Here is a 17,107-nt window from a genome sequence, read left to right as displayed (position 1 = left end):
ATAGCAGACCATCTGCCTAGATTCTTTTTTTTATCAATAGAAAAAAGAAAATTCGTGATAATCCGTTTAATTCGTGGACTCCCATCTTAAAATTATATTACAGGGACAATTCCTTACCATCAATTTCCCTCTCCTACTCTACCACCACTTTTTCACCGGTCTCCGAAGACTTTTTTGCTGCTTCCAAAATCTCCACAACCAACATGTTATTCTCTAGTGTATAGGGACTAAAAGGTGCAGGAACGATCTCTCCCATGATCACCTTCTTGAAGTACTCAAATGGATTGCTGATCAGGGCCAGTTCTCCCTTATCCGCTTCCAGTCGCCTTTCCTCACTCCCTTGGACCCGCCAGCGCATCCGCGTATCATCTTGGGTAATCACATAACCGCTTTTCCCGTACACTTCCATGTCTTTTCTTCCAAATGGCCAGTTCCAGGAGGCCTGTATGATTCCTTGCGCATCCTTATAATCCACAATGATCGTAGCTTCATCCTCTACTTTGGGGTAAGTTTCAGGTTTATAGTTTTTGGTAACCGCCGTAACGGACTGTGGTTTCTGCCCCTGCATCAGATAGGTCATGATATTGGCACCATAGCAGCCAAAATCCACCAGTGCCCCGCCACCGTTTAACTTGGGGTCGGTCAGCCAATCCAAAAACTCTTTACCCACTCCGATTTCTTTAGGCCCCTCATGCCCATGATGAAAGACCATTTTCCGGACAGGCCCCAATTGCTTCTGCTCCTCGGCAAAAAGCCGATAGGTCTTTTCGGTACTCGGATACCAGGACGTTTCATAATTGGTCAGTAAGTGGACACCATGCTTTTGGGCAAGTGCGGCCATCTTTTTGGCATCAGCCAGATTGGTGGCAAGTGGCTTCTCCACCATTACATGGATGCCCCTTGGCGCAGCTGCCTCTACCGCTTCCAAATGGTAAAAGATCGGACCAAAAACCAAAATACCCTCAGGTTGCTTTTGTTTCAACATTTCATCCAGATCACTGTAAATAAGTCCTTCATCCAAATCGTATCGGTGACGGAATTTTTGCACCAGTTCTCCATTGGGCTCATACACCCCCACCAACTCCATGTCTTCCTGCTGGCCCCATTCAAAAAACCAGGGGCTATGCCCATGGGAAAGCCCCACCACGGCAAACCTTATCTTTTGTTGGGCTAAAACAGTTGAAAACGGCAAGTGGAGCAGGCCAAGGCAAATGACCATAAACCATAAAATACTGCAGGATTTATTCATTTCATCAACGTTAAATAGTTTGCATTATAATAATTACACCTCCACTTCCCAAACCAAATACCTACTTCACTACTAACCACGGTGCCCTTCTTAAAGATAAACAGTATACCGGCCATCTTAAGCCCAGATACTTTATTTCTCAATAAACACCTTCAGACCTCTTGCTCGCCGGTAAGACTCCTGCTCAACTTCTCAATATCTGAACAGGTTTTCTTGATCAGCTGAAGCTGATCTGTCAAGAGACTACTTTCATCATAATCGGCAGATTTGAGCAGCTTCAATTCATCTTCCAGCACCGAAAAATCCATTTCTCCATAACTGCCTCCCAAATGTTCTAAACTCCGTAACAGATAGTTTCTGATACGTTTGACCAACACCACCTGATCATGGGAGGAGAGCACCATTTCCGAGCGGATTAGACTGGTGGAAAGGGTAGAGAAATAGGAAGAAAGGATATGGTTCAACACCACAAATTCGTGTATCTTTTTTTTGTTTTTCTGCTTGCTTTTGGGTTCGTCAAGCATGCGCTGAAAGGAGGCTGATAGATTGGCTGATTCCAGGTACATTTTCTTCCTGGCCAATCGATAGGCAATCTCATCAAAACGGTCCAGATCAAAACGCTTGATGACCTGCATAAAATAATTCAAATTGGCCTGAAGCACCTTGCACATCTGTTGCTGAAAACCTCCATATTCCCAACTGGGCAAAAAATAATTGCTCGCAAGATATGCCAGACCCGACCCGACCATGGTATCGATCACCCTTTCCCATACAATGGCATAGTTGGACTCAGGATAAAGCATGGCATAAACGATGAAAATAAACGGGGTCATGAAAACCACTGCCAGAATATACCTGATTCTAAGAAATGAATAAGCCAGGACCATAAATACCACCAAAACAGCAAAGCGAAGGGAAAAGTCATTAATAAAATAAAGCACCAACACCCCTACCACGCCACCAATAAAGGTCCCAAGTATTCGCTCTGTATTTCTTCTTTTGGTGAGACTAAATCCCGGACGAAGGATCACTAGAATAGTCAGCACCACCCAGTAGGAATGGCTGCCAAGGGAAATCTCCAAAGAAATCAAAAAACCGGCCAAACAGGTCACTGCAAGCCTTAGCGCATGTCTAAACACATTGGACTGCAGGCTAAGGTTATCCCGGATGACCTTGAAAGAGAAATGCTGCTGCGAAACAAACTTAGAAAGGCTTTCTTCCCTTGTCTCAGAAATAAAGGTCAGTTTTTCCTTATAAAAATAGTTGTAGATGGTATCCACCCTTCTGGTAATTGTCTTTAGGTTGGCAAAAATCTTGCTCAGCATCAAGGTCTTCACGCCCATCTTTTCTAGCCGCTCGATTTCTCCTTTCAGCTCCCCCAAAACTTCCTGCAGGGGTTTCCGCTTACGCGGTTTTTCATTGTTGATAAGGGCATACCCAAGAATGGAAAGTTCGTCGGCCACCAAACCTATGGCAGTTGCAAACTTCTCCAACACCGCATACTTCCCATAGAGCTCCCTGAGTTTCCCATAATCATAATGGGTAGACATCATCTGTTCAAAGATGTCCAGCGTATCCACAAAAATCGCCAATAGCAGCTGGCCCGATTTAATGGAATCTCCAACCCTCTTCCTGGTGGTATATAGTATTTCCCGTACATTGTCCTGATGCTCATTGACAGAAACTTGGGCGCTGGCCAGCTGCTGAAAATTCTGCCCTATATCCTGTTCCGATTTATAAAAGTTAGACTTTAGCCGAAGGTACTTCGATACCTGCAAGATGCATTCGCCCAAGGCCTGCTGTGCCACCCTATAGGGTCTCATCTCCATCACAGAAAGACTCAAAAGCGTATACCAAACCCCACCTGCCAGAACCAATAAGGCATAGGTCATTATATCATCAGAAGTCTTTTGGTGATCAATCGAAATGGCCATGGCCAATAATGCCCCCGCCCCAACTGAGGAAGCCCTGTTGCCATAGGCCGTAAACATGGCAAAGACAAAACAAAGCACAGGGATCAATACTACCATTAAGGCCACACTGGAATTCAGGAAGCCGGTGACCAGCGCGCTCAGAAAAACCACCACACAACTTGCCACCATTCCAGTCCTTCTGTGCGCCATCGGTCCAGTACTGTCCGAAATACTGACCAAGAATGCTCCTAAGGAAATACTGATCCCCATCCTGAAATCTCCCAAGTACGCAAAGAACACAGCAGGCAAAAGCACTCCCAAAGTGATCTTTACCCCATCGGTAAAATACTGACCAAGAATAAAACTCTTTAATTCGACTGGTTTCAGGTAGGACATTTCAAAAGTTTAAACAGTCAATTTATAAAAGGGACTGTAAATAAATAAGGGACCATGGCAGTTATTTTCAGCCAAAACTATTTAGCACTTAACGAAACCTGTACTATTTGCTTAAAAGCGGTCGGACATACCTATGTTAGATAAATAAAAAAATTAAATTCAAACCATATTTTTTGCATTTCAAACTATTAAAAAATCTTTTTATTTATTATATTTAAGAAACCGAAATATAGGCAGGCATTGTTTTCATACCTGAATATTCGTAACTTATATTTTTCATGAAAAACATAAAGCCATCGTTTTTCCTCCCATTTTTACTACTGGTAACAGCCATCTGCCTGATATCTGTAGTTACTTTTCCGCTTGGGGTCACACCAAGCATAGGGGGATTATTACGGAATCATGAACGCGTCGCCTTCGCTGATTTTGATTTTGACGCCACAGTAGAATGTAGTTATGCACCCGTTGCTTTCACCAACCTTTCCACAGGGGATAGCCTTATCTACGAGTGGGATTTTGGGGATCCCAATTCGGGCAGCCTAAACAGCTCCACGGAAGAAAACCCAAGCCATAGTTTCATTGGAGAACCAGGAACAGACATGCAAACCTTTACCGTTACCCTAACGGTAAGGGATAAAGATGGCACCCAGGATACCATGGTGAAAGAAATCACCTTGAACCAGGCCCCTGACCTGTCTGTCACCAGTGACCAGACAGGGGCTGATTTTGACGACCTGCAATATATCGTAATATGTGAAAACGAAGAGTCTGCATTCATTTTCAACAACACCTCCTCTACCAAAGACAGTAATGTAAGCTATGAATTGGACTGGGGAGATGGTTCGGCTCCTTTTTCGGGATCATCGTGGGAGCAGCTCCAACACTCCTACGAAGTGGGCATCTACACCATCACCTATTCCATCACTGGCCCCAATGGTTGCAAGGCCACCAAAGAATACGGTATTTTTGTAGGCTCAAATCCGGCCGTGGGCCTTGGAAACCCAGGCAACACCAATGTCTGTGGGGGACAGACCCTTACCTTTCCAATCACCGGAACAGAAAACAACCCTCCGGGCACGCAGTATATTGTAAATTACTCCGACGGCACTCCCAATGAGGTGTTCAACCACCCCCCACCTGCTTCAGTAACCCATACCTTTGGTGAATCCTCATGCGGGGTAAACAGTGGGGCATTCCCAAATTCATACTCCGTAAGAATTACCGCGATAAATCCCTGTTCGGCCTCGGCTGCAGTAGTTTCTCCCATTTATATCTCAGAAACACCTGACCCTGATTTCAGAGCACCTCAAGATCCCGTCTGTGTTGATGAAAGAATAACCATACAAAACCAAACCATATTTGGCGGAGATGTCAGCAATAATGGAACTTGTACCGACTTAGGTCAATTTGTTTGGCAGATTACCCCCGAAACGGGCTGGGAATTGAGCGGAGGATCATTGGGAGAACAAAATAATCCCAATCAGCCCAATTCATGGGACAATGGAACCGAATATATTTATCCCATCTTCACCGCCCCAGGAACCTACACTGTAAAACTGATTTCCGGAAACCGCTGCGGGATCAACGAAGAAGTCAAAACCATATGTGTCACCGAAGTCCCTGAGGCGAGTTTTGAAACGGATATTTCCGAAGGCTGCGGACCAATAACTGTCGCCACGACAAACACCTCCATCATCGATGACCGCTGCGGAGACATCGCAACTTTCCAATGGCTGGTAAGCTATTCCAGTGATTACTGCGGGACAAGTGCCAACTGGTCATTTGCAGATGGCTTCAACCAAAACTCTGAGGCCCCTGTCTTCCAATTCAATAATGCAGGTAGATATACCATCACCATGAACGTAACCACTCCTTGTGGAACATTTTCGGACACCCAAGAAATCAGCGTTTATAACCCTCCCGTCGTGGAACTCGCCCCCGTAAGCAACGTTTGTGAACCAACCACCATTTCCCCCTCTGCTACGATCAATGTCTGTCATCCCGAGGCAGCCACCTATTCTTGGAGCTTTGTGGGAGGCAGTCCGGCCAGTTCCTCGAGCCCTAGCCCCAGCGCCGTATCCTTTGACACCCCTGGAAATAAAGCGATTATCCTTGAAATCACCACCGAATGCGGTGTCGTGAGGGATTCAGTAGGCTTTTCTTTCAACATTCCTCCTGACATAAGCGCCGGACAGGACAGCACCATTTGCTATGGTGAAAGCATTGCGTTATCCGGTACAGCCAACTCAACGGGCAATTACACTTATCAATGGACCAGCTCCGGGACAACACCAATCTCCGAGCCCAATTCTCCCAACCCCACAGTAAGTCCTACCGAAAATACTACCTATACACTCTTGGTGACAGATAATGATACAGGCTGTTTCTCCGAAGACGAGGTGAATGTTACCGTGACCCCCACTCCCGTTATTGAGTTTTCCATTCCTGACCAAACAGTATGCTCTGGTAGCCCCTCTGAAGCAGTTACGATCAACTCAAGCCCAGGGACGGTAATAGAATGGACTGCTGATTACGGGCCTGTCACCGGCGGCACCGACTCTGGAGGTGCTACTATTCCAAGCCAAACCTTGGTCAATAACACAAGCGAAGCGTTTGACGTGACCTATACGGCCTTCATCGCCAATGTAGGGGAAGATGTTTGTGATGCACCGCCAAGCACTTACACCATTACGGTCATTCCAAACTTGGCATACAAAGATTCTACCATTCAAATATGTAATAACGAGACCTTCAACTTCCAACCGGAAAACCATGCCAACGGGACAACCTATACCTGGACAGCAAGCTTTTCCAATCAAGTCACAGGCGCCAGTGATCAAGCTACCCCCAGCACCAGCATCAGTCAAACCTTGACCAATACAGGCGATTCTGAAACTGAGGTAATCTACGAAGTTACTCCTCAGCTAAACAACTGTATAGGCGATCCCTTCCTTTTGACGGTCAACATCATTCCCACTACCACGATAACTTTTTCGCAACCTGATCAGGTCATCTGTTCGGGCTCCTTTTCTCAAGAAGTCAGTATATCGAGCAATATAGATGGATCAGGCTTCTCTTGGACCGCAGCAGGTGAGGGCCTGGAAGGATTGGTCAGCAGTGGAAATTCCGACATCATTCCCGCACAGGAACTAATCAACCCCACCACTGAACCGATAACGGCCATTTATACGGTAATGAGCGACGTGGACTCCTTGGGAAGCTGCCCGGGAAATGTATTTACTTATTCCATCAGGGTAAACCCCATTATCACTCTTGAATCTACCCTATCAGACTATAATGGCTACGAAATATCCTGTTCCGGGGCCACAGACGGAAGCATCGATATCTCTCCTTCCGGAGGAAACGGCGACTATACCTTTGAATGGACCGGACCAGGAGGCTTTACATCTGATTTACCGGCAATAGATGGTCTTGCGGCCGGTAATTACACCTTAACCGTAAGGGACGGGGCTGGCTGTATCACTACATCCGATTACCTGCTCGAAGAACCATCAGGAGTTAGCGTTACCCTACTGAATACTACCCAAATACTATGTGCCGGAGAAGCTACCGGAGCCATTAATATAGAAGTTTCGGGGGGCAACACTTCAGTACCTTACAGTTTCGAATGGCTGCTGGACGGAGAACCTTTTCCTGTTAGTGACCAAAACCTTGAAAATGTCCCTGCAGGAGAATATTCCCTTACTGTCTACAACGGGGAAAATTGCCCTACCAGTTTTGGGCCGATCACCCTCACAGAACCCGATACTCCGATGGTTATCGCTTATACCAAACAGGACATCACTTGTTATGGAGACAACAATGGCCAAATAGCCTTGGACGTTCAGGGAGGCGTTCCTCCCTACCAGATCTCCTGGGAGTTTGGGTCAAGTCAGACCTCCTTCACCAACCTGGGACCCGGCAGCTATACCGTCACGGTCGCTGACGAGGCGGGTTGTGTCAAGACGGAGACCATCGAGATCATCGATGCCCCCCTGTTTAGAATTACACCTGAGGTCCGCTCCATCTCCTGTGCAGGAAGAGAAGACGGCAGCATCCAACTTAACCTGGAACAGGAAGAGCTTCCCTACACGATCAGGTGGGACCACGGCGCAGAACTGGAAAACCTTTTTAACCTTTCGGCCGGAACTTATGGGGTAACGATTTTGATGGAAAACGGATGCGAAATCAGAGAAGAGTTCAATATCATTGAGCCAGCCCCATTGACAGTGGAACCCCAAGTAACTGATGCACTGGACTGTGACAACCCACAAAGTGGAGAAATTTCTCTAGGGATTTCAGGGGGAAGACCACCCTACAGCATCAGTTGGAGCAACGGCTCAACTGCTCAGGTGCTTTCCAATATTACGGCCGGTCAATATGAAGTAACCGTACAGGACTCCTCTGGTTGTACGGTTACGCAACAAATGGAAATAAAAAGACCTCCAGCAATCACGGTTAACAGCAGGAGAAACACCATCGTATCCTGTGAAACCGGTGAGGTAAATGAAGAAATTGAGCTCTTTGTCACAGGAGGCATTCCTCCTTATAATATTACATGGTCGGGAGGGAATGCCATGAACAACGGCCTCCTTATGAGCACCGATCAATCCGGTTTCTTTATTGCCGAAGTAACCGATACCAGAGGATGCCTGATGACCGCTTCTTTTGAGATAGACAACCCGCCGACCATTATCGACGCGGATCACCACTCCCTTGCCCTTGATGAGTACAACACCCATTTGGTCAATTTTGACATTGCCTTCCAAAATCTTTCCCTGGGAAACATCATAGAGGTTTTCTGGGATTTTGGAGATGGTACTTCAAGCACTGAAGATAATCCTGTCCATGCATATAGTAGCCCCGGCACTTACGAGGTACTGCTAAGAATAGTAGACCAGTACGGATGCACCTCTGAAACGCTGTTGAATGTTGAAGTCTCCGACTACTTCCTGGCCATCCCGAATGTCTTTACTCCTAACGGTGACGGCATCAATGATCATTTCTTCCCACGGTTTACCCTCATACATTCCTTGGAATTTTGGGTACTCAACAAATGGGGCGAGGTCATTTTCTATACCGATGATCTTGAGTCGGAAGGCTGGGATGGAAAAATCGAAGGAGAACCAGCCCTACCAGGAAACTATATCTACAAACTGAACTATAGCACTTTGGACAATCGTAGCGAATCTTTAACTGACGTGTTTATGCTGCTGAAATGATGAAAAAGTCGATCATAGCCCTATTATTCTTTTTGACCTGCATGGCTCCATTGAAAGCACAGGATTTTCACTATTCCCAATTCTATGCTGCACCTTTGTACCTGAACCCTGCCATGACCGGTGCTACAGAACTCTCGAGGTTTGGCCTCAACTACAGGAAACAATGGCCCGGACTATCCAACAACTTCAATGCTTATTCCGCCTATTTTGACCATTACAGTTTTGACCTGAACAGTGGTTTTGGCATCGCCATTAACAGCTTCCAAGAGTCCAACATGAAATTAAAAACAAACGATGTATCCTTCTTCTATGCCTATAACCTCAAATTGTCCGACGAATGGCACTTCCGCTTTGGTAGCCAGGCAGCCATCATTCGAAGAAGTGCCACACTTGACAACCTCCTGTTCGGAGACCAGATCGACATTTTCTCCCAAACTGTCACGCCCACCACGATAGACAATATCCCGGACTATGAACCCTATAGCTATTTGGACATTTCGTTCGGAGCCCTGGTGAATAGCGAGTATTTCTTCTTCGGAGCCTCAGCCCACCACGTTAACCAACCCCGACTGAGCTTTTACCCGGACAATAACCAAAGTACACTTTCTGTCAAATGGGGGGCACATGGAGGGGTCAACCTTCCACTCGGAGCCAATGAATATTTTGGGTCCCAATTTGACAATAAACTCAGCATCCTGGCCAGCTACAAACAACAAGGCCCTTTCAAACAACTTGATTTCGGCACCCAACTACTTTATGGGACAGTCATTGGCGGCATTGGTTACCGAGGCATACCCGGCATGCGGGGGAACTCCAACCATGACTCCCTTATATTTTTGCTGGGCATGAAACTGGAATCCGGGCTTGTGCTTGGATACAGCTATGATTTTATGCTTTCCAATATCGGAAGCCAAACGAAAGGCGCACATGAAATATCTTTACGCTATTTGTTCTATTGGGGTGACCCCAAAGACCGAAATAGAAAATCAAGGATAAATGACTGTTTCTATTATATCATGTAATCCGTCTGTTTCTATGGCAAGAGTTTTAACTCTTGCTTTTATCCAATAACTTTGGGCTAAACACCTCACCCTGCCATGAAAGGCCTTAAATTAATATTGCTACTTTATACCTTCAGTTACCTGTTCCTCAGCAGCTGCAGCTGTTCTCCTGAAAAACTCATGGAATTCATCGCCAATACGGGAATATTTAAAGGCAGCAGTGAGCTCATGACCATCGGGGGCTTCAGTAGGATAGAATCCAATTTCAATAAAGATTTCAGCAGCGAAAGCAGCAAAATAGAACTCCGGCTCTATAATGGAACGCTTCCTGAATTATATGAAAACGAAGCCAATATAGCCCGCCAGTGTGCTAAAACCTATGTGGAGCTTACCGAAAGCGAAGACTATCAATCCATAGAAGTCTTTATCATCAAAACTTCCGATATGAGCCCCCATGAAACACTTTATCAAAGCAACTACCTTTTTGAAGTAAGCTCATTGCTCGACCAATAATCGTTTTGATCAATTTTATCAAAAAAATAAAATCCGTTATTTTTGAGCCGTAATTACTAACAATCTACATGCAGATAAAAGCCCTCTGTACCGATATAGACGGTACCTTACTCAACAAAAGCAGGGAAATTTCAGAAAGGACCATAAAAGCCGTAAAACAGCTACCGGAAGACTTCCCCATTATTCTCGCCTCATCCCGGATGCCCAGTGCCATGAGGCACCTACAGGCCAGCATGAACAGGTTAAAAAATCCAATGATCTGTTACAACGGCGGCTACATCATTCACTTTGACGGCCACGGAAATGATTTTGAGCTATTGGACACGGTAAAGATCCCATTGGATATCTGCCACCATATCACTGAATTATCCCAAGGTTCTCAAATACATATCAGCCTTTACCATGAAGACGAATGGTACGCCCCCCAAGATGACTACTGGACGCAAAGGGAAATTACCAGTACCAAGGTAAATCCCGTCATAAAAAACTGGAACGAGGTCAAAAATGACTGGGAGACCAGAAATGCCGGTGCCCATAAGGTCATGTGCATGGGCCCCGCAGAAGAAATTGACACCTTGTTCCATTCCCTTCTGGATACTAAAAACTCGGAATTACACCTTTACCGCTCCAAGGACACCTATATTGAAATTGCTCCAAAGTCCATATCCAAAGCGAGTGCCTTAAACCTGCTCCTTAAAGAAAAATATGATATCAAAATGGAAGAGGTCATGGCTTTTGGAGACAACTATAACGATATTGAAATGCTTCAGGCAGTTGGTCATGGAGTAGCGGTCGAAAATGCCAGGGAGGAAGTCAAAGCCATTGCCGATGAAATCACTGCCAAAAATACAGAAGACGGTGTGGCCATGATGATTGAAAAATATTGCCTGTAAACCGGGATTCCGATTATAAAATTGGCATAAATCCGTCATTACGAGAAATCAACATTTTCTCAAATAGTAAAGACTTGGATGACAGAATTCCGTTTCTATACAAGCAACTGTTGTCCCGTCAACTGCACCACGGCGCACAGGGGCGGGAAGATAAAAATTGTCCCCCTGAGTCGGGGCAGGCCTCAGGCTCACCTTCTGCCGGCCCCGGGGGCAAAGCCCTCGGCACAACCAAGACACCAGAGAGTTTAAACAAGTTAATCATTAGTCTTCAAAGACTTCATCAATCAGTTTATTAAAAACATTTTACTTCACAAAAAGGCCCTCTTCAAATAGAAAACACCAATTGCCCAAAACTAATGGCAATTGGTGTTTCAGGTTAATGATGATTTCACCAAATCAAGCTTTTCCCATGAGCAACTAGGAAGCCATACTTACGGACCTTCTTTCTACCCTTTTTTTCCTGGCCGGCTTTTTCTTCATTTTATTTATCCAGATCAATGTGCCGGTAATCGGAAGACTTGTGGCGATCAAACAGGAAATAAAGTAGAGGAGCTTGCTAAATCCTCCGTAAACAGAACCGATATGTAGCGCTTTAATAGACCTCGCCACCCTTTGGTTGAAAGGTTGATCCGAAAAAATCTGAATATCACTTACTTCGGCAGTTGCCGGATCCAGGCTTATCTTGTCACCTGCTGCCGGAGCAAAAAAACCTACCTTGCTTTTTGATATTTCTAATTTGCTGTTGGCATCTTGGGGAAAACTGATCCGATAATCTCCCTTATAGGAAAGATGCTGATCCGCTACATTGAGGTATTCTTCAAAAGCCAAAAGTGAAGGTATTTCCTTTTGCTTTTCTTCAGGTCGATCCTCCTTCTTGGACTGAGTTGGACGGCCATGCCCTCCACCTCTGGAACTGGATTCCTGATACGTCCCCAAAGTCTTTTGCAGAGCTGTCCTGTACCATGGAAAGGACCATTGAGGGCCAGTCAACCCCATAATCAGCAAGAACAAAAAGGAATAAAATGCCAGCGTATTGTGCAAATCATGATTTGCCCGTTTCCAACTGCCATCCAATTTCAATTTCAAACCCTGTTTCCAGCTCTTTAGCTTTTGTGGAAACCAGATTACTATTCCAGTGATCAAGCCGATCGTAAACAAAATGGTGGCTGTTCCGGAAATATAACTTCCCAGCTTTCTGTTTTCCAGCCCCTCAAACAAGGGTTCTTCAATTTTATCCAATAACAACCAACGGTGCAGACTGAACATATCCCGCATAAAGTCGGCAATGGCATTTTTTTCTTCTGAACTCCCCACTACTTCCCCACTGTAAGGGTTTATATAGTAGGTCGTACCGAAGCGGCTTCTACTTCCTTCCTCTTTCACAGAAAACTGATAGGTTCGTTCTTCATCATAGGGAATGGAGACGCCAGTGATATTTCCATCTACCTTAGTGGAGAGGTCGTCAAGAAGCTCCTTCAAGGCCAGCTTGTTTTGCCCCTCCTCCTTATCGATCCAATGAAGATGGGAGCTGAACATTTCCAGTAGTTCGGTATTGTAAACATAGATTGTTCCTGATAAGCAAATAGGAATCAGCACCAATGCTCCTGCCAAGCCCACCCAAAGGTGGATATCATTAAAAAACTTCCTGACCTTTTGCCAATTGGTCTTTTTCTTTTTTGTCTTCATCAAATTGAATTTTATTGTTTTCCGAAAATGGAATATGTTTCATTAAATCTCCTATACTGCAATCGAGTTTGTTCAGGTGGACAGTTCATCACTTAGATCACTAATTTCTCTCAACCGATAAAGCCCCTGTACCCAAATGGAGGGCACAGAGGCTGTAAAACCAATGGTATATCGATTAAAACACGCCGATAAAGTGATTTCCAGGCCTATTGATAAGCTTGGCACCTATAGAGACTTCACCAGTCTGGCTGTGCAGCACATAGATATTTCCATCCTTACCCAAAGGCGATACCGGTACCAGAAGATCATCTCCGCTCACAAGGAATCCTTGGTACTGGTTAAACCTTACATCAGGATCATTTGGAATACCTTCTACCAAAGATGCTGTTTGTTGATTAAGGTCGATCCTGACAATGTACCCCTGATTGCTTTCACCGTGACTTATCGTCGCATATCCAATTCCCTTGTTCACATATTTCCATGCGGACACATAAACATCTGTCAGCCCCAGGGCCTCATCAAGGCTGATGGAGAAGTTATTATCATATTCGTTGTTTGGAGCGATTCTCAGAATATGAGAGCCATTTGTTCCTCTGGAAGTAGCTTGATAAATATAACCGTCTTCGGCAAGTTGGTTGACATTACTTCTATAACCTGAGCAGTCACCATTATCTTGGGTAGAGGAAATGATCTTTGGGTTTTCCAGGGAAGGGTAGTCTACCACTACCGTTTTGGTCCCCAATCTCTCCCATTCACTCTCTCGGTCACCAGTAGCAGGATCGTATTTACGCATCCAGGTCCCGATCAACAATTTATCACCCGCTTGGTTCAATACCGGGGCATCCAATCTGAAAATACAGTGTCCAGCCAGTTCTTCTTCTGCAGTCAGAGGAAGCTCATAACTCTTATAGCCCTCTATTCTATTTTCCTGTAGATTCAGGTCCAAAACCGTCGCCAAACCTCTATAGTATTCATAAGGCAGTGTCTCATCTGTTGCATTGTTTGCAGCAATATTGGCCACATTTACGGCGATACCGTTCTTGTCTCCGTTGAACAACTTGCTCCATCTTGGAGCGGTATCTACTTGTTGGGAGATATCAACTGTTACATCTTCCTGTACATAGCTGCTTCCTCCACCAACAGTAAACTTATTATAATGACCACCGTTTTCGCCTCCATAAACTATATTGAATACGGTCTTTCCGTCTTCAGACACCTGTAACCTTGCGGTACGGTTGGATATTACCGGCTCCCCATACTCGAATACTTCAATTACCTTTTCAGGATTGATAGCATCCTCATAACTTACCGCATAAATCTTAGTTCCCCCATTGCCATCACCTGCGTTTTCTCCCATTAGTGCCCCTGCTATGGTCACCCAACGGTCCGCTTCCAATCCCTCACTGGGTGCGAGATCTTCTTCACTATTACAACCGGCCATGGACATGGCTGCTATCACAAGTCCCATTTGCAGGAACCTTGATTTAAAACTGCTTTTAATGAACATTTTACTGTTTCTTTATATGATTAAAAATTTATTTGAAATTGCTGATCGAATAATTGACTTTGAAATAAAAGGCCCGGCCTGGTTTTTGCACGCCATAGTTATCATACACCTGCCTATTAAACACATTTCGTATGTCCGCACTTATGGAAAACTTTTGATTAGGGAGGATATAAGTTGCCCCAAAATCATGTACAAACTGACGAGGAGTTCTAGACTCCTCTATTTCCAACCAAGTGGTATAAAACCTCTCCACAAAACTAAAATAATGCGAGAGTCTCAGTGCCGATCCCTTTTGGATCAGGTCCTTAAATGTGTATTCAACGAAACTGTTCAGCGTAAAAAAGGGATCGTTTGGGATTTGTTGGTTATAGTTATCATACACTTTTCCGTTTGGGTCATATTTGGTATTGAACACCGAGTTGAACCTGGAAAAATTCAACCTGGCCTGCAGGGATTCTCCATAGGAATAGCCGGCCTGCGCCTCAAAGCCGATCGCCTTGGTTTTGCCTAGGTTTACAAAGGGAGCCGTTTGAACCGCATCATTGATCCTATCATTGATTTCCTGTGTGATCTTGTCCTTAGTATCCCTGATAAAGCCCGTTCCTGAGAAAGAAAACTTATGTTTTTCATGTTCAAAATCTCCCAACTTAAACCCAAGATTAAGGTTATTGCTTATTTCAGGCCTTATGTTCAGGTTTTCCACAATGTTTTCTCCGGGGCTACCAAAAATCTCTCCTTCCGACGGCATTCTTACCGCTTTCTCCGCAGAGGCCAAAATAAGCAGTTGCTTGTAAAGCCTAAATGAATAGGCCATACCATAGCCTGTGGTATTCCTTTTGCTGGACACCCGGTCTTCTACACGTACTCCTTCTTCCAGTAAAGGATCCATCCGATCGATCTCCTGCACATAGTATTTCCCAAACAGATTCCCCTTAAGGCGGGATTGAATCAGGTTGAATTCATAACCAAGGGAAGTAATGTACTTCTGGAGATCGCGCGTGCCTACAAACTCCCGCTCTACAGCACTCCGCATCATATCCTGATCGTACCTGTCAATATTAAAGTACGATTGGGAAAGGATGATCTTGTGATGGTCACGAATATCATAATTGGCACTTGCCCGGAAAGTACTTACATTCCTATCGATATGGTTGATGGTGGGAGCCCCCTGCTGGGCACCTTTGGGGCGTAGTATGGGCTCCCCGTATGTCCCCAGGTTTATTTCCCCAAACCAATTATAATTCCACCGAACGGTATCCGTCACCACCTGCGCCCGTTTGCTAAAAGAACCATTAAAGGAGACTTCCAGTCCATCGGTAAATAAATCTTCTTTCAGATAGTTCAGCCCAAAAACATTTGATTGGGAAGTCGTGAAGCGGCCTTTGTAAGGAATGGACATATAAGTCCCATGCTGGATCTCATTATAATCATCCGAGCCGGTGTAGCTGATAAAAAACTGGTCTGCCCATTTCACGTTGGTAAAACCAATATCGATTTTCCCTCCGACTGACCTATAGCTGTCATTGAACCTTCTAGCTCGTATATTTTCAGTTCTGCCATCGGGTTGAATATATCTGACGAATTTTCCCCACACCTCGTAATCATTGTCCGAGTAATTGTAAAAACCTGATATTTTGGTGGTAAAACCGGAATATTCATCCCGGTAAACAGCATTTAGGTTGCTCTGCAAAGTATTAAAGGAACCGTAGGAGACTGCTGCCGAAACATGGTTGGTTGCTCCTTTTTTCAAGATCACATTGATGGCACCGCCCAATGCATCATCGGCCAAGTGCGCAGGAATTACCCCTTTATAAATTTCAATGCGCTCGATCAGCGCGGGAGGGATACTGTTAAGGCTAAATGAAGGGCCATAAGTGGAGATCGGAAGACCATCTATAAAAATACGTACAGAACCGCCCGTCATACCGTTAAGGTTATAATCTACCCGGGAACCTAAACCTCCGTTTTGTCTGACGCGGATCCCCGCTGTCCTGTTAAGCAAATCGTTTGTTTGAACGGATTGTAGCGCGGCCTTTTCCGTTTCCACAACTTCTACAGCAAAGCCCTTCGTTTCGATCTCACTCTTTACAGATTGCCCTTCCACAAGCACTCCGGCAAGCTCCGTGGTTGCTTCAGCCAATGAAAAATCAAGCGAAACAACGGCATCCCCGCTTCCAACAGACACCAACAGTGAATGGTCTTGATAACCCATACAGGAAAGCTGGAATTCTACCTCCCCTTCCGGAACATTCAGGAGTTGATAACTTCCATCCAGGGAAGAAATAGCGGTCAGGGGACTGCCTTTAATCCTGAGAATCACTCCGGGGACAGGCTCTGACTTTGAATCAAAAACCTTTCCCTTCACCGTCGCCGCATGTAGCCCCTCCATAGAGAAAAGTAGTCCACAGGCCAACAGAGCTAGTGTCAACCGCCAATTTATTTTTAACAAAAGTAAAGAATTCACTATCCTATCTGATTTAGCATCTACTTTATTTAGATTTAATCTAATTGAATGCAAAAATAGAATGCAGCCTGATTCTACACAATACTTATTTAGATTAATTTTTAATAAAGTTATGTAAATGGCCTTAAGAGGCAACAAACGGCATGTTGACATTTATTTTCTCAACAACCAATACCCCTAAAGAATAAAGAGAAAGCACTTATTCCGACTTGGGTTTAGCTGAATATCCTTACGTAACTGTAAATGGCCTAACTGTACAAAAA

Annotated in this window: 9 protein-coding genes; 4 read left to right on the top strand and 5 right to left on the bottom strand. The window is 44.9% G+C overall.

The features are described from left to right. Positions 1-133: 133 nt before the first annotated feature. Together ACYVAA_RS08065 and ACYVAA_RS08060 are read right to left on the bottom strand one after the other, a co-directional pair. The gene (locus tag ACYVAA_RS08065) at positions 134-1,249 is read right to left on the bottom strand and encodes a Gfo/Idh/MocA family protein (protein ID WP_460540325.1); all 1,116 of its coding nucleotides are present in this window, start codon (positions 1,247-1,249) and stop codon (positions 134-136) included. A gap of 152 nt (positions 1,250-1,401) precedes the next feature. Further along, on the bottom strand, positions 1,402-3,558 hold the full coding sequence (locus ACYVAA_RS08060) for an FUSC family membrane protein (protein ID WP_460540323.1): 2,157 nt from the start codon (positions 3,556-3,558) through the stop codon (positions 1,402-1,404). A gap of 278 nt (positions 3,559-3,836) precedes the next feature. Here ACYVAA_RS08060 and ACYVAA_RS08055 point away from each other — a divergent pair, with 278 nt between their 5' ends. From ACYVAA_RS08055 to ACYVAA_RS08040, 4 genes are all read left to right on the top strand, one after another. Continuing rightward, complete coding sequence (locus ACYVAA_RS08055; protein WP_460540321.1) at positions 3,837-8,780, top strand: PKD domain-containing protein; 4,944 nt, start codon at positions 3,837-3,839, stop codon at positions 8,778-8,780. Then, positions 8,777-9,802: a PorP/SprF family type IX secretion system membrane protein gene (locus ACYVAA_RS08050; RefSeq protein ID WP_460540319.1), complete on the top strand. Its 1,026-nt coding sequence runs from the start codon at positions 8,777-8,779 to the stop codon at positions 9,800-9,802. The genes ACYVAA_RS08055 and ACYVAA_RS08050 overlap by 4 nt, the downstream gene beginning before the upstream one ends. A gap of 75 nt (positions 9,803-9,877) precedes the next feature. Next, positions 9,878-10,294 (top strand): hypothetical protein, encoded by a 417-nt coding sequence (locus ACYVAA_RS08045; protein WP_460540317.1) that lies wholly within the window; start codon positions 9,878-9,880, stop codon positions 10,292-10,294. 68 nt (positions 10,295-10,362) lie between these two features. Continuing rightward, positions 10,363-11,187, top strand: a complete 825-nt coding sequence (locus tag ACYVAA_RS08040; RefSeq protein ID WP_460540315.1) for a Cof-type HAD-IIB family hydrolase — start codon at positions 10,363-10,365, stop codon at positions 11,185-11,187. A gap of 417 nt (positions 11,188-11,604) precedes the next feature. On the opposite strand, the gene ACYVAA_RS08035 is transcribed toward ACYVAA_RS08040, so the two are convergent. From ACYVAA_RS08035 to ACYVAA_RS08025, 3 genes are all read right to left on the bottom strand, one after another. Next, a complete protein-coding gene (locus tag ACYVAA_RS08035) occupies positions 11,605-12,873 on the bottom strand; it encodes a PepSY-associated TM helix domain-containing protein (RefSeq protein WP_460540312.1) in 1,269 nt (422 codons plus the stop codon). Between the two features lie 175 nt (positions 12,874-13,048). Further along, positions 13,049-14,380, bottom strand: coding sequence for a hypothetical protein (locus tag ACYVAA_RS08030; RefSeq protein ID WP_460540311.1), 1,332 nt, complete (start codon positions 14,378-14,380; stop codon positions 13,049-13,051). A 28-nt stretch (positions 14,381-14,408) separates the two neighbouring features. After that, positions 14,409-16,808 (bottom strand): TonB-dependent receptor, encoded by a 2,400-nt coding sequence (locus ACYVAA_RS08025; protein ID WP_460540309.1) that lies wholly within the window; start codon positions 16,806-16,808, stop codon positions 14,409-14,411. Positions 16,809-17,107: the final 299 nt, after the last annotated feature.

The sequence above is a fragment of the Echinicola sediminis genome (genome assembly GCF_054777495.1).
The sequence above is the reverse complement of the archived record's forward strand: the minus strand, read 5'-3'. Positions and strand labels throughout refer to the sequence as shown.